Here is a 24,667-nt window from a genome sequence, read left to right as displayed (position 1 = left end):
ATCCGAGCCCACTGAGCATCCGACAAAACAGCAGTACGTGACATACCACCAGCATCCCAAAGACCTCACCGAACAATAAGGAGACACGCCCTAGGGCACCCCTACCTCGAAGGTCAGGGTTGTTCGCGTTTCCGCTCGTCCCACTTCTCTTCGAGGGTACTCAGAAAGCCACCGCTTCGATTGACGGGTGCTGCCTTTGAGGCGCCCCGGGGCATCGGAGAAGCTTCACTTTCCTTGGACCGGGTGGTAGCGAAATATACGCCTGCGCCCATCACAAGGAAACCTGCCACGCCCACCAGGATGATCTGGTTCGCGACGCCCAGCAGCAGGATCAGGATCCCTGCAACAGCCATCAGTGCGCCGATCACAATTCTCCGCGTCGACATCGATCGCGGTGTGCTCGACGCCATTGAACTGGCAAACTTTGGATCGTCGGCGTGTAGCTGCTGCTCCAGCTGATCAAGCAGCCTCTGTTCGTGTTCCGAGAGTGCCATCACTGCCTCCATACGGTTAATTAACTCTGGTCCCTCACCCCAACCAACGAGTACCCGATACATCGAGTTCCCGGCCACAGGAACACATGTGTCCGGGCCCCGATTCAACCGATACAGATGGCTAAAATTGACCTTTGCTCTAAGGATAGATCGCAATGCCCGCAAGGGAAAGTCACCAGCTTCGCGGACCCGTTGGGGGCTTTGGCACTGGGGCCCGCTGGACGCCTCAGGACGAGGAATCCCGAGGCCGACTGAAGAGCTGAGCTGGCTGAATTGCAGCCTTGCCGAACTTCCGGTTAACCTCGTCGAGCGCCGACTCCGCCAACCGCCAGTTCTCGTCCCGGCGGTCAATGGTCAGCTGATGACCAGACCCGGAGGAGGGCTCCAACTGGTCCGCGCGCACGCCGACCAGGCGCACGCTCATCGGACGCTCACCGAGGGCATCGAGCAGGGACAGCGACGCAAGGTAAATGGCATTGGCGCTGTCGGTAGGCTCGCTGAGCCGCTTCGTTCTGGTCAGGGTGGAGAAATCGGCGTAACGCAGCTTGATGGCCACGCCACCGCACTGCAGGTGTGCCGCGCGCAAGCGCGCCGCGGTGCGATGGGACAACCGAAGCATCTCGGTATGCAGCGTGGGATCATCGCTGACATCGTTGGCAAAGGTTTCCTCGGCGCCGACGGTCTTCTCCTGACGCGTGACCGTGACGGTTCTCGGGTCCCTCCCCCAGGCCAGATCGTAGACGTGCTGACCGGTTACCCCGAGCAGCTTGCGCAAGGAGGACACGGGGGTCTGCGCTAGATCCTCCACCGTCCGAATCCCCAGCCGAGCCAGGACTTCCTGGGTTTTGGCGCCCACCCCCCAGAGTGCTGACACTGGAAGGGTATGCAGGTAGGCAACCGTCTCCTCGCCGCGGATCACGAGGAGGCCATTGGGCTTGGACCTGGTGGAAGCGATTTTAGCGACAAACTTGGTAGTGGCCGCCCCCACGCTGGCGGTGATCCCCAGTTCGCTCCTGATTTTGGTCCTGATCAGCTCGCCGATATCGCGCGGCCCACCCAGCCGACGCATCGACCCGGAGATATCAAGGAACGCTTCGTCGACGCTGAGTTGTTCGACGAAGGGGGTAATGGTGCCGAAAATGGCCATCACCGAACTGGATACCGCCGCGTACTTGTCGTGATGGGGTTCGAGGATGATGCCCTGCGGGCACAGGCGCATCGCTGCGGACATCGGCATTGCGGATCGCACCCCGAAACGTCGCGCCTCATAGGATGCGGACAGCACCACCGACCGGCCGCTGGGAGAACCAACAATGACTGGCGCACCGACCAGATCAGGCCGGTCCAGCAACTCCACCGCAACATAGAACGCATCCATGTCCACATGGAGGATGGTGCACTCAGCATCCGGAAGGTTCGCCCTGGGCCCAACATTCACAGTCCAATCGTAGCCAGTCACTAGGATGGAGTGAGCCCGGAGATCGCCCCGGCCAGGGAAATGCGCGCTGCGCACTGGCGCGGACTCTTGCCCGCACCCAGAGGAGAGCCCATGACCGCTACAAATCCATATGTCGAAGAGGGCTCGGTTGAGCAGCTGGTCATCTCGGAGCAGTCCACCTACCGCGCCGACGTGACCGCCGGCCTGGACGGGTTCCTCTCCCGCCAGCGCGAAATCCTTGTCTCGATAGCCGAGGATGCCCTCGAGCCAGCCGCGGCGATCACCCGGCTCACGGCGGGCGGCAAGCGCCTGCGGGCATTGCTCTGCTATTGGGGCTTCCGGGGCGCCGGCGGGGCAGCCGGGGCCACCGAGCCCATCCTGGCAGGTGTAGCCCTCGAACTGTTCCAGGCAGCTGCGTTGATTCACGACGACGTGATCGACCGCTCCGACACGCGCCGAGGGTCACCAAGCGTCCACCGCCAGTTCGGAACCCTCCACCAGGGCAACCGGTGGCATCTGAGTCCGGACCGGTTCGGGGTGTCAGCAGCGATCCTGACCGGCGACATGTGCCTTTCCTTCAGCGAGGAGCAGTTTTCAGCCATCGGGGCGAACGCCGGTTCGGGAACTGAGGCCCGGGCAATCTTCAACCGGATGCGCACGGAGGTCATGGCAGGCCAGTACCTGGATCTGCTGGAGGAAGCTGTAGGCCCGGACCGGACACCGGCCGAGGCCGCCGAGCGGGCGCAACAGATTGTCAGGTTCAAGTCGGCGAAGTACTCAATCGAACATCCGCTGGGCCTCGGAGGAGCCCTCGCGGGTGCCGGTGCCGCGCAGCTGAGGGGTTATTCGGCTTTCTCACTGCCGCTCGGCGAGGCATTCCAGCTCAGGGACGACGTGCTTGGCGTGTTCGGTGACCCGCTGGTCACGGGCAAGCCAGCCGGGGACGATCTGCGCGAGGGCAAGCGAACCCTCCTGATAGCTCAGGCGCTCAGGGACGGCAGCCCCGCCGACCGTCAGTTGATTAATTCCACCCTGGGCCGCGCCGATCTGGATGACGACGGCGTCAACCGGCTGCGGGATGCGATCTCCACGTCGGGGGCACTGCACGCGGTCGAGTCGCTGATTGCCGACCGCTGGGATGCATCCACCGCCGCCCTGGGCCAGCTTGAGCTGGACGATGTCTGCCGCACAGCCCTGTCCGGTTTGGCAACCGCGGCGGTGAGCCGGTCGGCCTGACTGGCGCCACCCGCGTTACCACCCACTGCCGTTGTGCCCGCTGAGAGTGGGATTGCCTGGTCTTACCAGGCGGCCGCCTGCGCACGGCGTCGGATCTCGGTCTTTCGACCTTCCCGAAGCGCGTCGATGGGACGTCCCGGCAGCGACTCATCAGGGGTAAACAACCACCGGACGATATCCTCGTCGCTGAAGCCGGAATCGGCGAGGACAATAATGGTCCCCTTGAGGCTGTCCACCACCGTGCCCTCGAAGATGAATTCCGCGGGGACGCTTCGGACATTCCGCTCCTTGCTGCGGAGGGCAATCAGCGACTTCTCGTCGAGAAGGCCATGGACCTTGGTGATGGGCACATCCAGTTCGAGTGCCACCTCCGGAAGGTTCAACCATGCGGGCACAAGTTCTTCGAGTTCATTCACCCCCTAAGGGTGCCAGAAGTAGGGCCGCCACTCCACTTCTCGCATCGACACGCCGATAGCGCTGTCAAGGTGTGACCTAGGACTATTGTGCTAGGCAACTTGTGGTGTAGATTCTCATGAGTCACACCAGTAACACCAGTAACTTTCGACTCTCGCGCACCATCAGATGATTTTGATTGAGGACCCGACGACCAAGTTGATCGGGCCTGTTTCGGCCATCGGCGCGGCCCGTCCCGTTGACCAAAGATTGAGGTTTAGACCATGACTGCCCAGCGCTCGTCATCGCCGCTGTTCGGATCCCAGGCACGTGCCAGGGGCACCCGCCTTTCCAGCCGCTTCAACATTGCGGTATCCACCGCCGCCATCCCGGCTGTGCTGTTCTCCGCCGTCGCGCTGGCTCAGCCGGCCAGCGCCGCACCCGTCGCGACCAGCGCCCTACAGGCACCACGCCTGGCTCCTGCGGTGACTGTCCCTGCGAACCTGACGTCCGTCACGGGCAATGTCGCCGCCCGGATTCCAAGCTTCGTGGCGCCCGCCCAGATCGCCCCGAAGACCTACACGGTCAAGGCCGGCGACACGATCAGCGGTATCGCACTGAAGCACGGAGTAGACACCGGTTCGGTCCTCACCGCGAATGGCCTGAGCGCCAGCACGCTGATTCACCCGGGCCAGAAGCTCAAACTCAGCGGCGCGCCAGCCAGCAAGACTGCGGCGAAGCCCGCCCAGAAGACGCAGCCCACCGCAGCAGCCGGATATACGGTCCGGGCCGGTGACACACTGAGCGCCATCGCGGCATCACACGGAGTCAGCCTCGGAACAATCCTGAAGGCCAATTCGCTGTCAATGACTTCAATCATTCACCCCGGCCAGAAGCTCAAGCTTGGCGGCTCGACCGAGGTCTCGGTGGCCTCAACCGAGATCACACCGGCGGCACCCAAGCCAGCTACGACTGCATCCACCGGGTCCTACACGATCAAGGGCGGAGATACCCTGGGTGCCATCGCTGCAAAGCACAAGGTGAGCCTTGGCGCACTCCTGAAGGCCAACAAGCTCAACGCGACAACCACGATCCACCCGGGCAAGAAGCTGACCATTCCCGGAGCAGCCGCACCCACTACATCACCCGCTGCCGAGACCGCGCCCCCGGCTGACCTGGTGCCGTCCACGTTCCTGCACTACACCTACCCCCAGCATGTGGTGTCGGAGGCGAACCGGAACAAGCACCTGCTGAATTCCCTGCCGGTTCCAAGCAACGGGGCAATGAAAACCATCGTTGCTGACACCGCCCGCTCGATGGGCGTGGATCCGAGCCTCGCACTTGCCGTGTCCTACCAGGAATCAGGATTCAACCAGCGCGCGGTCTCCCCGGCCAACGCAATCGGTGCCATGCAGGTCATCCCCATGTCAGGCGAATGGGCGTCGGACCTGGTGGGACGGAAGCTGAACCTGCTGGACCCCCATGACAACGCCACCGCCGGCGTTGCCATCCTGAAGTCCTTGATCCGCACCAGCCCCAACCTGGAGGATGCCATTGCGTCCTACTACCAGGGGCAGTACTCAGTGAGCACCCACGGCATGTTCAGCGACACCAAGAGCTACGTCGCAGCGATCAAGTCGCACCAGGCGAACCTGCGGTAACTCCCTGACGGGACGACCGGTGAATCGGGGTGGAATCGGGTGTCGATTCCACCCCGTTCCATGTCTGCACTTAGGATCAAAGGGTGCATGAACGGCAGAACGACCCGCTGGTGGGCTCGGTGGTGGACGGGCGGTATCTCGTCCTGTCGCGCCTTGCCCGGGGCGGCATGTCGACTGTCTATCGAGCGACCGATCAGCGCCTTGACCGCGACGTGGCGCTGAAAATCCTGTACCCCCATCTTGCCGAGGACGCCAGCTTCCTGGACCGTTTTGAACGCGAGGCGAAGTCGGCGGCGCGGCTATCCCACCCCCACGTGGTGGGCGTCCTGGACCAGGGCGTCGAGGACTCCCCCGAGCGGTCCCTCGCCTACCTGGTCATGGAATATGTGCCAGGCAAAACGCTTCGGGACCTGCTGCGGGAGAAGGGACGGCTCACCCCGAGGATCGCCCTGGCCATGATGGATCCCGTGATCGAAGGACTGGGTGCGGCGCACGACGTCGGGCTGGTACACCGCGACGTGAAACCAGAGAACGTGCTGCTGGCCAGCAACGGGCGGATCAAAATCGCCGACTTCGGTCTGGCCCGCGCGGTCTCCACCACCACCAACACCGGCACCCTGATCGGCACTGTCGCTTACCTGTCCCCCGAGCTGGTCACCGGCGGAGGTGCTGACGCCCGCAGCGATATCTACTCGGCCGGCATCATGCTGTTCGAACTGCTGACGGGAAGGCAGCCCTACACCGGCGATGTTCCCATCCGGGTGGCGCTGCAGCACGCCAACTCCACGGTGCCCGCCCCCTCCACGCTGGTGCCCGGGCTGGCTGCGGACATCGACGAGCTGGTCCAGTGGTGCACCTCGGTTGACCCGGAGGATCGCCCTATCGATGGCAACGCCCTCCTCGGCGAACTCAGGCACATCCGGACCACCCTCACCGACGAGCAGCTGGACTTCGAACTCCCCGACGACGAGCGCAGGGACGGTACTCCCGCGGCGGTGGCCGGTGCAAAGCCCGGCGGCACCGAAGCGATCGATACCGTCTCCGGGGGCGGCGCCACCGAGGTAATCGGCGCACGCCGCAGCCCGCGACCGACCGAAGTGATCGGGGCCGACCAGTCCAGGACGTCGGTGATCGCGCACGACGTCCAGCACACCCGCGCTTTCCGGACCACTCCGGAACCCCAGTCAGCACCCCAGCCCACACCCCCGAAAGAGCCGGATCCGAAGACCCGCGACAAGGCGGCAGCGCGGGACTTCAAGGTCTATCAGAAACAGCAGGCCAAGGCGGCCCAGCGGCCTGAGAAATCTCTCCACCCGGGAAACCGGGGTCGCCGCAACGCGCTCTGGATTGTGCTGCTGCTCCTCCTCGCGGGGTTGGCCGCCGGGGTCGGGTGGTTCTTCGGCGTCGGTCCCGGCGCCCTGGCCACCATGCCCGACGTCGTCAACCGCTCGGTGGCGCAGGCGGAACTCCTGTTGGCAGAGAACGGCCTCGACTCCCCCCGCTCGGAGGAGGAGTTCCATGATGAGGTGGAGTCAGGGCTGGTGATCCGCAGTGAACCGGCAGCACAAACGCAGCTCCGTCGCTACGAGTCGGTGGAACTATTTGTCTCCAAGGGTCCCGAACTGTTCGAGGTTCCCAACGTGGTCAGCCGCAGTGAGGCGTCCGCGACTGCACAGCTCGACGCAACCGAACTGGCAATCGGTGAGGTCACCCGGGAGTTCAGTACCGACGTCGCCGACGGGCTGGTCATCAGCCAGACACCCGCGGCTGGCGAGCAGTCTCCCCGCGGCACATCGGTCAACCTTGTGGTGTCGCAGGGACCGCAGCCCATCGACGTCCCGGTGGTCTCGGGGCTTTCCCGGGCGGACGCTGTTGAAGCGATCGAGGCCGCCGGACTGGTCGCCGCCGTCGCGCCCGACGGCGAGAACAGCCGGGACATCCCAGAGGGCGCCGTCGTCGGGCAGAGCCCATCCGGCGGCCAGCTCACCCGTGGCCAGACGGTGACACTCACGTTGTCCCTTGGCCCCCGCCTCGTGGAAGTACCCAACGTGTTCTCCCAGCGGGAGGAAGCGGCCGTGGCCGAGCTCGAGGCGGCCGGCTTCGTCGTCGTCGTGGACTACACCTTCGGTAGCTCGGTCCTTGGACTGGTGGCGGGCCAGGACCTCACCGGTGAACAGCCCGAGGGGTCGACGGTCACCATCACCGTCACGTAGCCGACGCTCATTCTCGAGCTGACCGGGTTGCCTCGCAGAAATGCATCCGGACACCACAAAGGCGAAGCGTTGCCGCTTCGCCTTTGTGGTGAGCTGCTAGCTCTTGGAAAGTGCTCCGGCAACCAGGAATGCCATCTCGAGGGACTGCATGTGGTTGAGGCGGGGATCGCAGACCGATTCGTAGCGCTCCAGGAAGGCTTCCTGGTCCACCGGATCAGCGCCACCCAGGCACTCGGCGACGTCGTCGCCGGTCATTTCGACGTGCAGGCCACCCGGGAAGGTGCCCAGGGAGTCGTGCACCTCAAAGAAGCCACGGACCTCATCCATGACGTCGTCGAAGTTGCGTGTCTTGTAGCCGTTCGGTGAAGTGACCGTGTTCCCGTGCATCGGGTCGGAGACCCACAGCACCTGAGCGCCGGAGTCGGTGACCTTCTGGACCAGCTTGGGCAGCTTCTCCCGGATATTGCCGGCGCCCATCCGGGTGATGAAGGTCAGGCGACCCGGTTCGCGGTTGGGGTCGAGCTTGTCGATCAGGGCCAGCGCATCGTCTGGGGACGTGCCCGGGCCAAGCTTGACGCCGATCGGGTTGCGGACCCTAGAGAGGAAGTCGATGTGCGCGCTGTCGATGTCGCGGGTGCGCTCCCCAATCCACAGGAAGTGGGCTGACGTGTCGTACGGCAGCCCCGTGCGGGAGTCGGTCCGGGTGAGAGCGCGCTCGTAATCGAGCAGCAGCGCCTCATGGCTGGCGAAGAACTCCACCCGCTTCAGCGCTTCGAAATCAGTGCCACATGCGTCCATGAAACGGACGGCGCGGTCAATCTCACGGGCCAGCGACTCGTAACGCGAGTGGGCGGGGTTGGCGGTGAATCCCTTGTTCCAGTGATGCACCAGGCGCAGGTCGGCAAAACCGCCCTGGGTGAAGGCGCGGATCAGGTTCAGGGTCGATGCGGACGTATGGTACGCCTTGACCATGCGGGAAGCGTCATGGCCCCGCGATTCAGGGGTGAACTCATAGCCGTTGACCATGTCGCCGCGGTAGGCCGGCAGGGTGACGCCTTCGCGGGTCTCGTCGTTCGATGAGCGGGGCTTGGCGAACTGTCCGGCCATCCGACCCATCTTGATGACAGGGAGTGAGGCGCCATAGGTCAAGACCACTGCCATCTGAAGGATCGTCCGCACGCGGGCGCTGATCCGGTCTGCGGTCGCGCCTTCGAAGGTTTCGGCGCAGTCGCCGCCCTGAAGCAGGAATGCCTTCCCCTGTGCAGCGGCGGCCAGGCGGCTGCGCAGCACGTCAACCTCGCCAGCGAAGACGAGCGGCGGAAGGGTGGAAAGCTCCTTGACGGAGGCCGAATACACGCTGCTGTCCTGCCAGGAGGGCTGCTGCGAGATTGGCAACTCGCGCCAGTGGTCGAGCATGGGGTCGGCCTGCTGGCTGCTCTGCCCGGCTGAGGGAACGGTGGAATCGGTGGGTGCGAGGATATCAGTCACCAGTTAAGCGTAATGGTTCAGGCAACCCGAGGTAGCCAGGGCCGTCACGCAGCCAGGCGGCGTTGTCATATTGTGCCGCCCGTTACTCGGCCCGCCGTATGCGGTGAGGACTGCGGAGGGACGGGCTCCCCCGGGCGGCAGAGTAGTGCGGGCCGGGCTACAGCGGGGGCACCAACTGCAGGTTAACGGAAGGCACCGGAGCGCTACCGGCTGCGGGTCAGCCAGGACGGTAGCTTGATGCTGGCGAGTCTGCCGCGAACCGAGTGCTTGTCAGTCCCGGAAGCCTCAGCCGTGGCCATCCCGGTTCCAGCCTTGTCGGTTCCAGGCTTGTCGGTCGAGCCCTTCACAGTTCCAGCCTTCTCAGAATCCTTCTTCTCCGTGGCCTTCTTCTCTGACACCTTCGCTGCGGCAAGCTTTTCTTTGACGCTGCTCGCGTACACGTCCACGTACTCCTGGCCGGAGAGCCTCATGAGTTCGTACATGATTTCATCGGTCACTGACCGCTGGACAAAACGGTCCTCCGCCAGCCCCTTATAGCGGGAGAAGTCCAGGGGTTCGCCAACAATGATGCCGATCCGACGGATATTGGGGATGCGCCTACCGATGGGCTGCACTTTGTCGGTGCCGATCATCGCCACCGGAATCACTGGGACACCCGTGGCCAGGACCAGCTTGGCAACGCCCGTCTTTCCGCGGTACAGCCGCCCATCCGGGCTGCGGGTTCCCTCGGGGTAGATGCCCAGGATGCCGCCGCCATTGAGCACCGCTTCCCCGGCGCTCAATGATGAGGACGAGGCAGCACCTCCCGAACGGTCCATCGGGAGCTGGTTGGAGAGGCGAAAGAACAGCGCGGTGAGTTTGCCTTTCATCCCCTTCCCCGTGAAGTACTCGGATTTAGCCAGAAAGATCACCGGACGGGGCACAGCGATGGGAAGAAAAATGGAATCGGAGAAGGAGAGGTGGTTGCTGACCAGTACGGCCGGGCCGTCCGCCGGGACATTGTCCATTCCCTTCACCCACGGGCGGAAAATCAGACCCAGAATCGGACCCACAATGATCCGTTTCATGAACCAATAAAACACGCTGACAGCCTTCCTAGACCCGGACGGGACCACACGGGAATCCCCCACTGATGATCGCGCTTTTCCTTGAGAGACTACTCTAAGGGGCGCATCCGCTGGTAAGGCATCGACAGCAGGTGGCACGATGGGGCTATGACATCCAGTGCCGGCCCAGTCGCCTTCTCCAACGACGGTTTCGGGGAGAACTCCCGCATCGGAGTGGTGATGAGCCACGGCTTTACCGGATCCCCGGTCAGCCTGCTGGAATGGGCGCAGTATCTGGCCGACCAGGGGTACGCCGTGAGGCTACCGCTGCTTGCCGGGCACGGAACTACCTGGCAGGAGCTTGCCCGTACGCCCTGGCAGCGCTGGTACGCCAGCTATGAGGCCAGCTACCGGGAACTGGAACAGTCGACCGACGTGATCGTCGCCGCAGGACTCTCCATGGGCGGGGCCCTCGCCCTACGGCTGGCCGCACTGCAGCCAGTGGCCGGCGTCGTCGTCGTCAATCCCGGCCTGACCATCGCCGACCCGCGGGCGCGCTACGCGGGGCTGCTGAAGTATGTGATGCGGTCGGTGCCCGCGATCGCCAACAACATCAAGAAGGAAGGGCTGGACGAGGGTGCCTACGCGCGGACCCCCGTCGCCGCCGTCGGGCAGCTCTCGAGACTTTTCCGGGAGACGGTGGCACAGCTGCCCACCATCACCGCCCCGACCCTGGTTTTTCGTTCATCAGTCGACCCGGTGGTGCCGGAGAGCAGCATAGAGGTATTGCAACAGCGGATTGGGAGTGCTGAACTGGAGATTGTCCGTTTGGAGAACAGCTATCATGTTGCGACCATGGACCATGACGCGCAGTCGATTTTTGAACGCTCAGCGCAATTCATCCAGCACGTGACGGCAGGTAGCACCGCATGACACCCCGAGGTCAGGAACCCAACGAGTCCACCGACGATGCCGTCTGGCAGGATCTGGTGGCGCGGCTGGAGCAGACTCCCAGTGCGCCGGACAGAGCGGGCGGAGAAGCCCCCGAACCGGCGCGCGAACGGAACGCGGGAGTAGGGATGTCCGATCAGGAGCGGGTGCGCGCGCTATTCGAGAATCAGCCCCGCCGCTCCCCCGGGGGTCCACGGGACTACACCCCGCAGGAGCCCGACGACGACGAAGACGAGGGGTATCACCCGCCGGAGCCGCCAGCTCTGGGCAGCGGAGAACCGCTTTTGGTGCTCGCCTGGTTCGGTGCCGTCGGTGGACCAATCGCCCTGCTGCTGCTTGCCATGTTCTGGCGAGCAGCTCCGCTCATGATGATGTTGGGAGTCTTGGCCATCTTCCTGGTCTCGGTGGCGTTCCTCATTTTCCGGCTGCCCAAGACCCGGGATTTTGACGATAACGGCGCAGAGGTCTAGCTGCATTGCCCTGAGAAGCTATTGCTCCGGTAGCCCTTTGGCTTCGGTCACCCGGGAACGTGCAGCGTCTCGGCCTGCGGAGCAGATGAATGGTGATCGCGCCGGCCTCCTCGCTGCGCGGCAGCGCCGGCCAGCACCACCAGGGCAATCCCGATAATCTGCAGGGCTCCCAGCTGCTGCTGAAGAATGATCAGGCCCAGCAGCACCCCGAACGCCGGCTCCAGCGCCATCAGGGTTCCGAAAGCTGCCGGGGTCATCCGGCGCAGTGCGAGCATTTCCAGGGCGAAGGGCAGCACCGGCAGCAGGATCGCCAGTCCCAACGCCGCGACGAGGATACCCGGAGTAATCTCCCCGACAGCCTGGGGAATGCCAATGGTCGCCGCAGCGAGTGCCGCGATCGGTACGGTGAGTGACAGGGAGCCGATCCCTGTGAACCGGTCACCGATGCGCTGTGTCAGTAGAATGTAGACCGCCCACCCCACGGCGGCCATTGCCGCGAACCCCACCCCGGTGGGGTCGAACTCTCCCCGCCAGGGCTGGGTCAGCAGGACCACACCGAGCAGAGCGAGCGCTGGCCACACCAGCGCGCTTCGTCGGTGGCTGCGGATCGCTGCGACGGTCAGCGGTCCAAGGAACTCGATCGCCACCGCGGTTCCCAGATCGATGTGCTCCAGTGCGGCAAGGAACCCGACGGTCATGACCCCGGTTGCCAGTCCGAGGCCAAGGATGGTCGGAACGTCCTGCCGGCGGATCGTGCGGATCGGCGGACGGACCAGGAGGATCAGGATGATCGCGCCCATGCTCAGCCGCAGCCAGGCTGTTCCAGCGGGTCCGACGGTTCCAATCATGTCGACAGATAGGGCGGAGCCAAGCTGGACCGAAAGCATCGCGGTGACCGCCAGGCCCCATGGCGGGACGAGTTGTGTCCTGGTCATGGCCGCTCCCGAGGGGCCTCGATGAGCCGTCTGGCTACCTGCACCTCGGTGCCGAGCCGCTCCAGCTGGGTGCACAGTTCAGCGGCGGCTTGGCCGAGCGCATCCTCCGACACAGGCGCCAGTGCGTCAAGAATGAACAGCGCACGTGTGGTGTGGTCATGGAGTTGCGTTCGCCGTCCCTGGCGCCAGTTCCAGCGCCGGCAGGTGACTCCCGCGTCGTCGCACCACACCACCTCTCCTGCCTCCGGGTGCTCCACCGTCGCTTCTCCCCCGGTTGCGGTATCGAATGGTTCGGTTCCGCTGGCGCGGATCAGTCGTGGCGCGCCAACGTAGCCCGCCAGGTCCTCACCGCCCAGGGGGATCTGGTGCAGGACCGAGATCGCGTTGTACACATCCGTGAGACGGTTCACCCGGGGCAACCCGGTTGCCGTCCGACGCATCAGGGCCTCCAGGCTGTTTCTGGTGCGCTGGGGTTTGGCGCCGAAGGCAAGGTAGGCATCGCGCCACGCCGCCACGTGCGGCAACTCCTCCACTGGTCCCGCGGCCAAAAGCTGGCCCGCGAACGTTTCAGCTGACTGCAGGAGTGCTTCGCTGACGTTGTCACTGGGACCGGGCTCCAGGCCATCGACGGCAATAAGTACGGCCCGGTAGTCCGGGCGCAGGGCGAACACCTCGGCATTCACCTGGCTGGAGTCCAGCAGTTGCTGGAGCGCGCGTTGGCTATTCATTGCTTGCCTCCACTCGAATGTCCCAGCCCGACGCCGGGCTCGAAAACAGCCATAGTGAACCGTGTGGGTTCGGCGCCGTCGTTCCGATAGGAGTGGTCAACATCGCCGGGGAAGGACAGAGCGTCTCCCGGTCCGAGCACGATTGGCCGGTCGTCGACCACTACCGTCAGCGACCCTTCCTGCACCTGAAGTAATTCCTTGGTCCCCTCAGAGTGGGGCTCGCTCGGATGGTGGTCTCCGGGCACCATGACCCAGTCCCAGAGTTCCACGACGTCCGGTGATTCGGTGCCCGCTACGAGACTGCCGCGGCCGCCGGCTTCCGAAGTCCAGAGGGCGGCTCCTTCGCCACTCCTGGTGACGGTGACGGGTTTCGGCGTAGGCGACTCGACCAGCGCCGGAAGACCAACCCCCAGGGCGTCGCTGATCCGTAAAAGCGTGCCGACACTTGGGTTCACGGCGCCCTGTTCTACATTGATCACCATTCGTCGGCTAACTCCTGCGGCCTCGGCCAGCTGCCCGAGCGTTAGAGAGCGGGACTGTCGCTCCTGTTTGACCCGTCCACCGATTGCCGCTGCCAGCGCGGTAGTAGTTGCATCCACGAGTGCAGCATACTGCACTATTAGTGCAGTATGCGTTTCGGTGGCCCCTCTATGAAGATGCGCATTCCGAATGATTCCTGTCAGCGTGTCAGCAGCCAACTCCGGAGGGGTTCTCAAGGCAGGTCTCAGCGACGCTGTGCCGCTCACTGCGCCAGATACTCATCAGGTGTGGTTCCGATGAGACCCGGGCGAGACCTGCGATCGGGAGCCACGGGCCACCATCAACTGAGTAGTCTCCAGCGAATAGCGTGTCCAGCTGCACGAAGTAGTCGCCGGTTTCCGTATACCTATGACTCGTGGGGGTCTCGGTATCAAACCCATCGCCCGGCACCGCACTTCCGGGGTTGGCGGTGGTCAGGCTTGTCCCGTCGCCGTAGGACCATTCGTAGGAGACTGGCCACGCACGCAGGTCGATCTGGGCGTTTTGAAACTCGAAAGTGAAGTCCTGGTCATCGGCGACGGCGTAGAGGTTGCTGTGCGCGTTCCTCAACCCGAACTGGTCAGGCTGTGAGAAGACACCCGCGGCCACCATCGGCTGACTCTCGAACTCAGTCAGCGTGATAATGATCGGCGCTTCCTCAAGGGTTTCTGCAGTCGGTGGCACCGGTGGTTGCCCCGGGTAGAGGCACCCACTCCGTCCCGTAGCAGTCTCTGTGGGTGGGCTGGTGTTCCGGTTCACCTCAATCCACTGCACCAACATTCCGTCGGCCCGTGCATCACACTGGGCGTTCAATTGCACACAGTATCCGGGATCCATGAAGTCTTGGGATCCAGCGGTGCAGACCCGCTCGTAGGTGTAATCAATCCCGTCATCAGTGGGAAGGTAGGCGTTAGTAGCTCCAGAGGACTCCCGCTCCGCCGAACCGCCGGAACCACCTTTGGCAGTCATAGAGTAATTGGTGACCTGAACTGTATTACCAGCAGCATGTGCGGACGGTGGTGGTGGATCCTTGGCGGCGGCTGGGTCAATGACAAATGAAGCAGCGGCCACTAGGCCCATGGCAATTAGAAACCGTCCGGCGTTGTTCCGAGAATTCATGTCAGGTTCCTTCCGGCTTACCATAATCCAGAATTTTCCATGCCCCATCTGAATAGTCGGCAAACATCACATCAATCACCGGAGTTGGAGACGGATCGGTTCGGATCTCCGATCCATCCGATTCGAAATAGGTGATGTCGTCCTGGCGGTTCTCGACGAAGGATTGAAAGGACCCCGAGGTGTTCTTTTCAAATTCGCTAGCGAAGTTGAGCACTTCAAACTCTCCGCCCCCTAGCCATCGTCCTTGGTCGTAAATTCCTTGGACTACTTGTTTGATATTCGAGCAACTTGCACACGCCGAATCAGTGATCGAATCGAACTCATCCCAGTCGTTGGTGATGTATCCGTAGCTGAAAAGCTCGAACCAGTACTCGGTGAACGCCTCCAAGCCCTCCACCGAGTTCTCGTCGGCAAGTGCGGGTTTTTCTGGGACCGGGATGTTGGCAGCTGGACCGTCTGACGAGGCGGCGGTCGGCTCGGGCGTGGTGGGTTCCGGCGGTGTAGTCATCGGCGGAGGTGAAGTGCTGGTGGTCTGCTCCGGAGCCGAGGCCGAGGTCACCGTCGCGCTGGGGCCGGGCGGCGATGCATCGCCCTCGCAGCCCGTCATGAGATACCCGAGAACGACGGCCATGACAACGGCCGAGCCTCGCTGCAGCCCGGTTCCGCGACTCACCGGAATCTCCCGAAACGCGGGCGAACACAACCGCAGGGCTGAATTACGCTGAAGGACTGGATCAAACTGCAGGGCCGAATCAAGCTACAGGGCTGGATCGAACCGCCGGGCTGGAGCATGCTACGAGGCTGTGACACTGTGACTCCCGGGGATTTGGGGCCGAGTCGAAGCAATCGAAAGACAACAGAATAGCGGAATCCAAGAATTTGCAAACGGTTATCCACAAACCAAAAATGGTCAGATCCTGGAAGTACGCGTACCCCTCAGTCGCGGACTCAGCCGGGACAGATCCGCCGCCCCTACCAGCCCCGCATAGGGTCCCAACGCTGCGGCTTCCACCCGGGCGGCGGGACGGAACCCACGGCCCGTCAGGTTCCGCGCGAAAGCCCGGCGGGCCGGTTCCAGCAGCAGGTCGCCCGCTGCCCCCAGTCCGCCGCCCACCACAAACGTCCCGGGGTCCAGCGCCGCTGCCAGGTTGGCAAGTCCAAGCCCAAGCCACTGCCCGACGTCGTCGAGGAGTTCACGGCAGGCAGGATCCCCTTCAAGCGCCAGCTTGGTCACCACAGCCCCGGTAATCAGCTGGGGATCGCCGTCGACCTCGCGCAATAGGGCCTGTGCCACCGGGGAATTCGCCGTCGCCAGCTCGCGGGCTTCGCGCCCGAGGGCGTTGCCTGACGCGTACTGTTCCCAGCACCCACGGTTTCCGCACTCGCACCTATGCCCCTGCGGCACGATGATCTGGTGCCCAAACTCTCCGGCCACGCCAAAGCGCCCACGTTCCAACGCGCCGTCCATGATCATCGCCCCGCCAATGCCTGTGCCGAGGGTGACGCAGACGAGTCGGCTCTCCCCCTGCCCGGCGCCGAAGCGCCACTCAGCCCACGCGGCGGCGTCGGCGTCGTTGACTACAGTGATCCGGCGGCGAAGGATCTGCTCGAGATTCTGGCGCAATGGTTCGTTCCGCCAGGCTAAGTGGGGGCTGAACAACACGGTCCCGTTGGTCAGATCCATCCAGCCGGCCGCACCGATCCCGACAGACCGGATGCGGTATCCCGCTGAGAGCTCGGCCACCAGTTCGGCAATGACAGCCTCCACATGCCGTGGGTCATGACCAGGGGTGTCCCGACGTGCCTGGGCCAGGATATTTCCGCGGATGTCGACCACACCGGCGGCGACCTTGGTCCCGCCAATATCGATGCCAATCGCCAGTCCCCTCCGGAGGAAGTTCCGCGAGTCAACTGGACCAACTGCCACCCCTGGGCGACGTCTACCCTGCCTGCCACCCGGTCCGGGAACGCGCGGCTGGCCCCGCGTCCGGGGCGGTGCTGCGGCATCCGTCTGCCTGATCATGGGTGGTCCTCTTCCTGCGTCTGCTGTTGGCGTTGCGTGACCGTTACCGATTCGTACATTACTGGAGAGTATTTACGCCCGTGGAACCTATAGGCTAATGAAATCCCGCAGGTTTTGGAGATATCAAAGGAGATAGTCGTGCGCGAATACAGCGTCCCCGTTCTGGTGGACACCCCCCGTGACAGCAATATCACGGAGTTGGTGGTCACCCAGGCTTCGAAGCCTTCCAATCCCGCGCTGTTCTCGAAGAAGGACAGCGCCGGAGAATGGCAGGACATCCGGGCGACTGAATTCCTCGCTGACGTCCAGCTGCTGGCCAAGGGGCTGATGGCCAGCGGTGTGCAGGCCGGCGACCGCGTCGCCATCATGGCGCGCACCCGTTACGAATGGTCACTGGTTGACTTCTCGATCTGGTTCGCTGGGGCCATCTCGGTTCCGGTCTACGAGACCTCTTCTCCCTCCCAGGTGGGCTGGATCCTCGAGGATTCGGGTGCTGTCGCGGCGTTCGTCGAATCGGCGCGGCACGAGAACGTGGTCCGCCAGGCTTCGGCCGCAGCCAACATCCCAGGCGCCCAGCACGTGTGGCAGCTCGACGGCAACGGGCTCGATGCCCTGCGCAGCGCCGGCACCGGTATCGACGACGACGCCCTCGACGCCCGACGCCGGACGGCCGGCCTCGACGACGTCGCCACGATCATCTACACGTCCGGCACCACCGGCAAACCCAAGGGCTGTGAACTGACCCACGGAAACTTCGTCGAGCTCTCGGTCAACGCGGGTGCAGCGCTTCCCGAGGTTGCGCACGAAGGCGCGCAGACCATCATGTTCCTCCCCCTGGCCCACGTGTTCGCCAGGTTCATCTCGGTCCTCTGCGTCGCGGTCGGAGCCACGGTGGCACACACCCCCGACGTGAAGAATCTGCTCCCGGACCTGCAAAGCTACAAGCCCTCCTTCATCCTCGCGGTCCCCCGGGTCTTCGAGAAGGTCTACAACAATTCGATGCTCAAGGCCGAGGACGGCGGCAAGGGCAAGATCTTCCACGCCGGCGCCAAGGTGGCCATCGAATGGTCCAAGGCAGATCAGGCCGGCAAGGTCCCGCTGATGCTGAAGGTGAAACACGCCGTTTTTGACCGGATCCTGTTCAGCAAGATCCGCGAGGCAATGGGCGGGCGCGTGGAGCACGCCGTCTCCGGCGGCGCGCCGCTCGGCGACCGGCTGGGCCACTTCTTCCACGGCATCGGCCTGATGGTTCTCGAGGGTTACGGACTTACTGAGACCACCGCCCCGATCACCGTGAGCACCCCAAAGAAGATCAAGATTGGCACCGTGGGCGCCCCGCTTCCCGGCAACGCCGTGAAAATTGCCGACGACGGCGAGATCCTCGCCAAGGGTGTCTGCGTGATGCGCGGCTACTACAAGCGTGATGACCTGTCCGAGGAAGCGTTCGCCGACGGCTGGTTCCGCACCGGCGACATCGGCGAACTCGATGACGAAGGATTCCTGAAGATCACCGGCCGCAAGAAGGAAATCATTGTCACGGCCGGCGGCAAGAACGTGATCCCGGCGCAGCTGGAAGACACCATCCGCTCCAACGCCCTGGTGTCTCAGTGCGTGGTCGTCGGGGATCACCGGGCATTCATTTCCGCCCTGATCACCCTCGACGAGGAGGCCCTCCCGGGCTGGCTGGACCGCCACCAGCTGCCCAAGGGCACCACCGTCGCCCAGGCTGCCGAGCACCCGCTCGTCACGGCTGAGGTGCAGCAGCTGGTGGATCAGGCCAACGCGAACGTGTCGCAGGCGGAGTCAATCAAGGCCTTCCGCATCGTGGCCACCGACTTCACCGAAACCAGCGGCCACCTGACACCGTCGCTGAAGATCAAGCGGGCCCAGGTCCTGAAGGACTACTCCTCGGTGGTCGAAGGGATCTACTCGACGCCACGCTCGTAGCGGATTTACCCGGCCTTCAGGGACAGGAGCGCGTTCTCGACGACCTCCGTGAGGGCCGGGTGAACCCAGTACTGGCCGCTGGCCATGGTCTGGGCGTCCAGGCCGAAGGACATCGCCTGGATCAGTGGCTGGATAATCATTGACGCTTCGTGCCCCATAATGTGGGCACCCAGCAGGTGACCGGTGCGTTGGTCGGCGATGAGCTTCACGAAACCGGTGGTGTCCTCCATGGCCCAGCCGTAGGCGGTTGAGCCGTACTGTTGCACGGCAACGGTGACCTCGAACCCTTCGGCCTCCGCCTTCGCCAGCGCCTCAGCTTCCGTCAGCCCGACGACGGCAATCTGCGGGTGGGTGAAAACGGCCGCGGGAACGAACCGGTGGTCGCTACTGCGCAGATCATCGGGGTGGGCAACGTTGTGCGCGACAATCCGCGCCTCATGGTTGGCGACGTGTTTGAGCTGGAACCTGTTGCTGACGTCCCCCAGCGCCCACACCCCATCCACGGGCACGCCATCCCGGAGCACCCGCTGGTGTGAGTCGACCACGAGGCGGCCATCGGCTTCCAGGTCAAGCCCGATGTCGGCCGCCCCCAGGCGGCCGGTGTTGGGTTCCCTGCCCGCGGCAACCAGGACGACGTCGACGTCGAGCACGCGGTCGTCGTCGCCGCCCGCGAGCACCGCGCGGACCGAGCCGTCGTCGTTGGCGGTGAGCGAGGCGACCGTATGGTTGAGCACCACGTCCCACTGGCGGGATGCTTCGGCGGTGAACGCCTCGGACACACTGTCATCGAGTGACCGCAGCAGGCTCCCGGAGCGGTTGACCACCGTGACAGCCGACCCGAACGCCCCAAAGATGTGCGCGAACTCCGCGGCAACGTAGCCTCCGCCGAGGATCAGGATCCGCGCCGGCAGCTCCTCCAGCCGCATGATGGTGTCGGATGTGTGGACCTGCGGCAGGGTGATCCCCGGGATGTCAGGCAGGACCGCGCGCGAACCGGTGGCGATGACCACCTGGTCGGCGTGGATCTCTTCGCCCGCGTCAGTGACGAACGACTTGTCGCCGGTGAACCGGACGTAATTTTCGTAGAGGGTGACATTCTCCAGCTCCTCCGCCCGGTAGTTTCGCCCGGCCTGGGAGATGGCGTCGATGCGGGTGAAGATCCGGTCGCGGATGGCCCGCCAGTGCACGTCGCGTAGTTCCAGGTCGACGCCCAGGCGGGAGGCCTCGCGCGCGTCGGTGGCCTGTTCGGCCGGGTAGACGAACATTTTCGTGGGGATGCACCCTACGTTGAGGCAGGTTCCGCCGAAGGTTCCCCCGTCGATGATGGCCACCTTGCGGTCGTCCCAGTCCGGGGTGATCAGGCTGTTCCCGGATCCGGATCCGACAATGACCAGGTCGTAGTGGGTCATCGACGGCCGCCGTTAGCGGAGCGTTCTTGCAGGGACATGGTTCCTCACAGGGTCAGCGGGGCGCAGCGAAGGGGCGCCTGGTCTCCAGCAAAACACTAGCGCACCCTCCCCCGCTATGAGGCAACGGCTAGGCCGGCTCCACCACGATCAGCAGGTCGCCACCCTGGACTTGTGAGACCTTTTCGACGGCGATGCGTTTGACGGTGCCGGCGACTGGTGTGGTGATGCCGGCTTCCATTTTCATGGCCTCGATGGAGGCGATCGTGGCGCCTTGTTCGATGGTGTCTCCCTCGGCGACCGTGATGGTGACGGCCCCGGCGAAGGGTGCCGCGATTTGGCCGGGGTTGGACTTGTCGGCTTTCTCGGCTGCCTTGACGTCGCTGTGGATGCTGCGGTCCCTGACGACGACGGGGCGCATCTGACCATTGAGCGTGCACATGACGGTGCGCATGCCCTTCTCGTCTGCCTCGGACACGGCGCTGAGGGTGGCGATGAGCCGGACGCCCTTCTCGAGGGCGATGACGTGCTCGCTGCCCTGTTGCAGGCCGTAGAGGTAGTCCCGGGTGTCCAGGACGGAGACGTCGCCGTAGGTTTCGCGGGTGGCCAGGAAATCCTTGGTGGGCCCGGCGAACAGCAACCGGTTCAAGGTGGCGCGCCGCAGCGTCGATTCACCGATCAGCGCTGCCTGATCTTCGCTGCTGAGTTCGGTGTCGCGGACCTTGACCTCGCGGCCCTGCAGCGCTTTGGTGCGGAAGGGTTCGGGCCAGCCGCCGGGAGGATCGCCGAGTTCACCGCTGAGGAAGCCGATCACGGAGTCGGGGATGTCGTAGTTCTGCGGGTTCTCCTCGAAGTCCGCGGGGTCCACGTTGGTGCCCACGAGCTGCAGCGCAAGGTCCCCGACCACTTTCGACGACGGCGTGACCTTCACCAGGCGTCCGAGCATCCGGTCCGCTTCGGTGTACATGTCCTCGATGGCCTCGAACCGTTCCCCGAGGCCCAACGCGATGGCTTGCTGCCGCAGGTTCGAGAGCTGACCTCCCGGAATTTCGTGACGGTAGACCCGGCCGGTGGGACCGGGGAGCCCGGACTCGAAGGGCGCGTAGACCCGGCGGACCGCTTCCCAATAGGGTTCCAGCGAACAGACGTCCGCCAACGAGATACCGGTGTCGCGTTCGGTGTTGGCCAGGGCCGCGACCAGGGCCGACGCCGAGGGCTGGCTGGTGGTCCCGGCCAGGGAGGCGCTGGCGACGTCGACGGCGTCGACGCCCGCGTCGACCGCGGCCAGCAGGGTAGCGAGCTGTCCGCCGGCCGTGTCGTGGGTGTGCAGGTGGACCGGCAGGTCAAAGCGTTCCCGCAGGGCAGTGACCAGCTGCGCGGCCGCGGCGGGGCGCAGCAGTCCGGCCATGTCCTTGATCGCCAGGATGTGGGCGCCGGCGTCGACCATCCGCTGCGCCAACTCCAGGTAATACTCCAGCGTGTAGAGCTTCTCCTCAGGGTCGAGCATGTTCGAGGTGTAGCACAGGGCCACTTCCGCGACCGCGGTTCCGGTGGCGCGGACCGCGCGGATGGCCGGTTCCATCTGTGAGACGTCGTTCAGGGCATCGAAGATCCTGAAAATGTCGATCCCGGTCTCCGCCGCTTCCTTCACGAAGGCCTCGGTAACTTCCTCGGGGTACGGGGTGTAACCGACCGTGTTGCGTCCCCGGAGGAGCATCTGCAGGCAGATGTTGGGCAGTTCCTTCCGCAGAGCCGCCAGACGCTCCCACGGTTCCTCGCCGAGGAACCGCAGCGCAACGTCGTAGGTGGCCCCACCCCACGCTTCCACCGAGAGCAATTGCGGCATCCGCCGGGACACGGCATCGCCGGCAGCCACCAGATCCCGGGTACGCACCCGGGTGGCGAGCAGCGATTGGTGCGCGTCGCGGAACGTGGTGTCCGTGACAGCCACGGCGGTCTGCGCGCGAAGCTCCGCGGCGAACTTCTCAGGTCCGAGCTCCTGTAGCCGCTGCCGCGATCCGGGGCCCGGGGCGGCATCGTCCTCGCCAGCGACGGGGAGCTTCTCGGCCGGGTCGATCTCGACGAGCCGTTCGCCGTGGGGCTTGTTCACAGTCACGTCGGCAAGCCAGGTGAGCAGTTTCGTGCCTCGGTCCGCGGACACCCTGGCCGTCAGCAGCTCGGGGCGTTCATCGATGAAGTTCGTGGCGACGTCCCCGGCGATAAAGTCCGGATCATCAAGGACGGCCTGCAGGAACGAAATGTTCGTCGACACCCCGCGCACCCGGAACTCGGCCAGGGCACGCCGGGCGCGGGTCACCGCGGACTTGTGGTCCCGGCCACGACAGGTCAACTTCACCAACATGGAATCAAAATGGGGGCTGATCTCGGCGCCCGCATACACGGTACCGCCGTCGAGCCGCACCCCCGCACCGCCAGCAGACCGGTACGCGGTGATCTGCCCGACGTCGGGCCGGAAACCATTCGCGGGATCCTCGGTGGTAATACGGCTCTGCAGGGCGGCGCCGCGCACCTGGACACTGTCCTGGCTCAGACCCAGATCGGCCAGGGACTCACCGGCGGCGATGCGCAGCTGCGCCTGCACCAGGTCAACATCGGTGATCTCCTCGGTGACCGTGTGCTCCACCTGGATACGCGGATTCATCTCAATGAACACGTGCTGGCCAGCCCGCTCCCCCACCGTGTCCACAAGAAACTCGACCGTACCCGCGTTCACGTAACCCAACGCCTTCGCGAACGCGACAGCATCCCGGTGCAAAGCCTGCCGGATACCCTCGTCAAGGTTAGGGGCCGGGGCAATCTCAATAACCTTCTGGTGGCGGCGCTGGATAGAACAATCACGCTCAAACAAGTGCATCACGTTGCCCTGGGCATCAGCCAGGATCTGCACCTCGATGTGACGGGGCCGCAACACCGCCTGCTCCAGGAACATGGTCGGATCACCGAACGCCGAATCGGCCTCCCGCATCGCCGCTTCGAGCGCTTCCCGAAGCCCCTCCCGCTTGTCCACCCGGCGCATCCCGCGCCCACCACCGCCAGCGACCGCCTTGGCGAAGATCGGGAACCCGATCTCGTCCGCGGCCGCAATGAGCTCATCCAGATCGGCGCTCGGCTGGGAAGACTTCAGCACCGGGATACCGGCCTTACGGGCAGCCTCCAAAGCATGGACCTTGTTACCGGCAAGTTCCAGCACATCCGCCGGCGGCCCAACAAAGGTAATACCCGCCTCCTCAGCCGCCCGGGCCAGCCCAGGGTTCTCGGACAGGAACCCGTACCCCGGATAAATCGCGTCGCAACCAGATTCCTTGGCAACCCGAACGATTTCCTCCACGTCCAGGTAAGCACGCACCGGGTGGCCCTCCTCCCCAATGAGGTAAGCCTCGTCAGCCTTCTGACGATGGATCGAGCCACGATCCTCGTAAGGAAAAACTGCAACTGTCTTCGCGCCGACTTCAAAGCCAGCACGGAAGGCACGGATGGCGATCTCGCCACGATTTGCTACCAGAATCTTCGAAAACATCGCTCTCCTGCGGACGTGCATCTCACCAGTGGATACCTGCGACCGTGTGCTACATCACGGCACTGCTCACCCTACCGCGCTGTGGGGTTCCACCCTTAACCCTTCGCAACATCGTGTTCTGGAGGCGGCGCTTGCTGGCTTCATAGCGGCACCTGGTCAACCTATGATGGGAGTGTAGATCGACGAGATGTTAGGTGTTGGGTTAATAAGTGCAAGTAGTGAGCATCAGCAGCCTCAAGGGCGGTGTCGGTAAGACCTCGGTCACCCTGGGACTGGCATCAGCAGCGCTGGCAGCCGGCATTCCGACCCTGGTGGTGGATCTGGACCCCCATGCTGACGCCACCACCGGCCTTGGCGTGAAGCCAGCCGACCGGATCGACATCGGGCGGTTGCTGGGGAACGCCCGCCGCGGCGACCTTCCGGGCAATGTGGCGCCGAGCGGCTGGGTAGCCTCCGCACGGCAACACAACCGGTCGACGTCGGGCGCGAAGACTGTCCTGGACGTAGCAGTGGGCTCCGCCTACTCGGGAATCTATGACCGGCCAGATCTCGGAAGGCGGGACCTGCGCCGCCTGAGCACCCTGCTGTCCCGGGTGGAGGGGTACGGCCTGGTCCTGATCGATTGCCCCCCGTCCCTGAACGGCCTGACCCGGATGGCGTGGACCGCCAGCAACCGGGTGCTGCTGGTCGCAGAGCCGGCCCTGTTCTCCGTGGCCGGCACTGAACGGACCATGCGGGCCATCGAGTTGTTCAAGCGCGAGTTCGCGCCGAACCTGTCCACCGCCGGGATTGTCGCCAACCGGGTCCGCCCGAATTCGAACGAACATACCTTCCGGCTCGCTGAGATGCGGCAGATGTTCGGTGACCTTCTGTTGAGCCCGATCATCACCGATCAGGAGAACTGGCAGCAGATCCAGGGTGCCGCCCACTCGGTACACCACTGGCCAGGGGAATTGGCACGCCAGACTTCCGGGTACTTTGATGAACTGCTCAGAAATGTGGTCGACTCGGGGCGGCTACGGAGCCGGGTGGCGCGTCGCGCCTGATGGCTTGACGGGCCCG

At 64.3% G+C, this 24,667-nt stretch carries 20 protein-coding genes; 7 read left to right on the top strand and 13 right to left on the bottom strand.

The annotated features are described in order from the left end of the window. Window positions 1–113: 113 nt before the first annotated feature. Complete coding sequence (locus IWX64_RS13975) at window positions 114–494, bottom strand: DUF3040 domain-containing protein (protein WP_196867736.1); 381 nt, start codon at window positions 492–494, stop codon at window positions 114–116. Between the two features lie 226 nt (window positions 495–720). After that, entirely contained in the window at window positions 721–1,932 is a 1,212-nt protein-coding gene (dinB, locus tag IWX64_RS13970) for a DNA polymerase IV (protein WP_334683316.1), read from the bottom strand. Window positions 1,933–2,043: 111 nt separating this feature from the next. On the opposite strand from dinB, the gene IWX64_RS13965 reads away from it, so the two are divergent. Further along, entirely contained in the window at window positions 2,044–3,168 is a 1,125-nt protein-coding gene (locus IWX64_RS13965) for a polyprenyl synthetase family protein (RefSeq protein WP_196867735.1), read from the top strand. Window positions 3,169–3,230: 62 nt separating this feature from the next. On the opposite strand, the gene IWX64_RS13960 is transcribed toward IWX64_RS13965, so the two are convergent. Then, the gene (locus IWX64_RS13960; RefSeq protein ID WP_196867734.1) at window positions 3,231–3,584 is read right to left on the bottom strand and encodes an Rv2175c family DNA-binding protein; all 354 of its coding nucleotides are present in this window, start codon (window positions 3,582–3,584) and stop codon (window positions 3,231–3,233) included. Between the two features lie 261 nt (window positions 3,585–3,845). Between IWX64_RS13960 and IWX64_RS13955 the strand changes: the two genes are divergently transcribed. Together IWX64_RS13955 and IWX64_RS13950 are read left to right on the top strand one after the other, a co-directional pair. Continuing rightward, the gene (locus tag IWX64_RS13955; protein ID WP_196867733.1) at window positions 3,846–5,222 is read left to right on the top strand and encodes a LysM peptidoglycan-binding domain-containing protein; all 1,377 of its coding nucleotides are present in this window, start codon (window positions 3,846–3,848) and stop codon (window positions 5,220–5,222) included. 83 nt (window positions 5,223–5,305) lie between these two features. Next, on the top strand, window positions 5,306–7,435 hold the full coding sequence (locus IWX64_RS13950; protein WP_196867732.1) for a protein kinase domain-containing protein: 2,130 nt from the start codon (window positions 5,306–5,308) through the stop codon (window positions 7,433–7,435). A gap of 96 nt (window positions 7,436–7,531) precedes the next feature. Here the strand turns inward: IWX64_RS13950 and IWX64_RS13945 are convergent, their stop codons facing one another. Continuing rightward, complete coding sequence (locus tag IWX64_RS13945; protein WP_334683317.1) at window positions 7,532–8,914, bottom strand: class II 3-deoxy-7-phosphoheptulonate synthase; 1,383 nt, start codon at window positions 8,912–8,914, stop codon at window positions 7,532–7,534. A 212-nt stretch (window positions 8,915–9,126) separates the two neighbouring features. Further along, window positions 9,127–10,005, bottom strand: coding sequence for a lysophospholipid acyltransferase family protein (locus tag IWX64_RS13940; RefSeq protein WP_196867730.1), 879 nt, complete (start codon window positions 10,003–10,005; stop codon window positions 9,127–9,129). A gap of 132 nt (window positions 10,006–10,137) precedes the next feature. Here IWX64_RS13940 and IWX64_RS13935 point away from each other — a divergent pair, with 132 nt between their 5' ends. Next, on the top strand, window positions 10,138–10,902 hold the full coding sequence (locus IWX64_RS13935) for an alpha/beta hydrolase (RefSeq protein ID WP_196867729.1): 765 nt from the start codon (window positions 10,138–10,140) through the stop codon (window positions 10,900–10,902). Then, window positions 10,899–11,390 carry a hypothetical protein gene (locus tag IWX64_RS13930; protein ID WP_196867728.1) on the top strand — a complete coding sequence of 164 codons (492 nt, stop codon included), beginning with the start codon at window positions 10,899–10,901 and terminating at the stop codon, window positions 11,388–11,390. The genes IWX64_RS13935 and IWX64_RS13930 overlap by 4 nt, the downstream gene beginning before the upstream one ends. Window positions 11,391–11,437: 47 nt before the next feature. Here the strand turns inward: IWX64_RS13930 and IWX64_RS13925 are convergent, their stop codons facing one another. The 6 genes from IWX64_RS13925 to IWX64_RS13900 form a co-directional block, all read right to left on the bottom strand. After that, window positions 11,438–12,325, bottom strand: coding sequence for an EamA family transporter (locus IWX64_RS13925; RefSeq protein WP_334683315.1), 888 nt, complete (start codon window positions 12,323–12,325; stop codon window positions 11,438–11,440). Continuing rightward, a complete protein-coding gene (locus tag IWX64_RS13920; protein WP_196867727.1) occupies window positions 12,322–13,053 on the bottom strand; it encodes a B3/B4 domain-containing protein in 732 nt (243 codons plus the stop codon). Before IWX64_RS13920 ends, IWX64_RS13925 begins: the two co-directional genes overlap by 4 nt. Continuing rightward, window positions 13,050–13,652, bottom strand: coding sequence for a helix-turn-helix domain-containing protein (locus IWX64_RS13915; protein ID WP_196867726.1), 603 nt, complete (start codon window positions 13,650–13,652; stop codon window positions 13,050–13,052). Before IWX64_RS13915 ends, IWX64_RS13920 begins: the two co-directional genes overlap by 4 nt. 88 nt (window positions 13,653–13,740) lie before the next feature. Beyond that, entirely contained in the window at window positions 13,741–14,541 is an 801-nt protein-coding gene (locus tag IWX64_RS13910; protein ID WP_196867725.1) for a PKD domain-containing protein, read from the bottom strand. Between the two features lie 151 nt (window positions 14,542–14,692). After that, a complete protein-coding gene (locus IWX64_RS13905; RefSeq protein ID WP_196867724.1) occupies window positions 14,693–15,322 on the bottom strand; it encodes a DUF6318 family protein in 630 nt (209 codons plus the stop codon). Window positions 15,323–15,601: 279 nt separating this feature from the next. Next, complete coding sequence (locus IWX64_RS13900) at window positions 15,602–16,714, bottom strand: ROK family glucokinase (protein ID WP_334683314.1); 1,113 nt, start codon at window positions 16,712–16,714, stop codon at window positions 15,602–15,604. 138 nt (window positions 16,715–16,852) lie between these two features. Here IWX64_RS13900 and IWX64_RS13895 point away from each other — a divergent pair, with 138 nt between their 5' ends. Next, entirely contained in the window at window positions 16,853–18,661 is a 1,809-nt protein-coding gene (locus tag IWX64_RS13895; protein ID WP_196867723.1) for an AMP-dependent synthetase/ligase, read from the top strand. A 5-nt stretch (window positions 18,662–18,666) separates the two neighbouring features. On the opposite strand, the gene IWX64_RS13890 is transcribed toward IWX64_RS13895, so the two are convergent. Both IWX64_RS13890 and IWX64_RS13885 read right to left on the bottom strand, forming a co-directional pair. Then, window positions 18,667–20,070 (bottom strand): mycothione reductase, encoded by a 1,404-nt coding sequence (locus tag IWX64_RS13890; RefSeq protein ID WP_196867722.1) that lies wholly within the window; start codon window positions 20,068–20,070, stop codon window positions 18,667–18,669. Window positions 20,071–20,197: 127 nt separating this feature from the next. After that, a complete protein-coding gene (locus IWX64_RS13885) occupies window positions 20,198–23,605 on the bottom strand; it encodes a pyruvate carboxylase (RefSeq protein ID WP_196867721.1) in 3,408 nt (1,135 codons plus the stop codon). 209 nt (window positions 23,606–23,814) lie between these two features. On the opposite strand from IWX64_RS13885, the gene IWX64_RS13880 reads away from it, so the two are divergent. After that, window positions 23,815–24,651, top strand: coding sequence for a ParA family protein (locus tag IWX64_RS13880; RefSeq protein WP_196867720.1), 837 nt, complete (start codon window positions 23,815–23,817; stop codon window positions 24,649–24,651). The last annotated feature ends 16 nt before the right edge of the window (window positions 24,652–24,667 follow it).

This window comes from Arthrobacter sp. CAN_A212, assembly GCF_015752345.1.
Lineage (GTDB): Bacteria > Actinomycetota > Actinomycetes > Actinomycetales > Micrococcaceae > Arthrobacter_D.
Note: the sequence above shows the minus strand (reverse complement) of the source record. Positions and strands in the feature narration are given on the sequence as shown.

Coding starts and splice junctions, on each gene's coding strand:
- IWX64_RS13975 (WP_196867736.1), bottom strand. CDS start 494: ATGGCACTCTCGGAACACGAACAGAGGCTGCTTGATCAGCTGGAGCAG.
- IWX64_RS13965 (WP_196867735.1), top strand. CDS start 2,044: ATGACCGCTACAAATCCATATGTCGAAGAGGGCTCGGTTGAGCAGCTG.
- IWX64_RS13955 (WP_196867733.1), top strand. CDS start 3,846: ATGACTGCCCAGCGCTCGTCATCGCCGCTGTTCGGATCCCAGGCACGT.
- IWX64_RS13935 (WP_196867729.1), top strand. CDS start 10,138: ATGACATCCAGTGCCGGCCCAGTCGCCTTCTCCAACGACGGTTTCGGG.
- IWX64_RS13930 (WP_196867728.1), top strand. CDS start 10,899: ATGACACCCCGAGGTCAGGAACCCAACGAGTCCACCGACGATGCCGTC.
- IWX64_RS13925 (WP_334683315.1), bottom strand. CDS start 12,325: ATGACCAGGACACAACTCGTCCCGCCATGGGGCCTGGCGGTCACCGCG.
- IWX64_RS13920 (WP_196867727.1), bottom strand. CDS start 13,053: ATGAATAGCCAACGCGCGCTCCAGCAACTGCTGGACTCCAGCCAGGTG.
- IWX64_RS13910 (WP_196867725.1), bottom strand. CDS start 14,541: ATGACTGCCAAAGGTGGTTCCGGCGGTTCGGCGGAGCGGGAGTCCTCT.
- IWX64_RS13905 (WP_196867724.1), bottom strand. CDS start 15,322: ATGGCCGTCGTTCTCGGGTATCTCATGACGGGCTGCGAGGGCGATGCA.
- IWX64_RS13900 (WP_334683314.1), bottom strand. CDS start 16,714: ATGATCAGGCAGACGGATGCCGCAGCACCGCCCCGGACGCGGGGCCAG.
- IWX64_RS13890 (WP_196867722.1), bottom strand. CDS start 20,070: ATGACCCACTACGACCTGGTCATTGTCGGATCCGGATCCGGGAACAGC.
- IWX64_RS13885 (WP_196867721.1), bottom strand. CDS start 23,605: ATGTTTTCGAAGATTCTGGTAGCAAATCGTGGCGAGATCGCCATCCGT.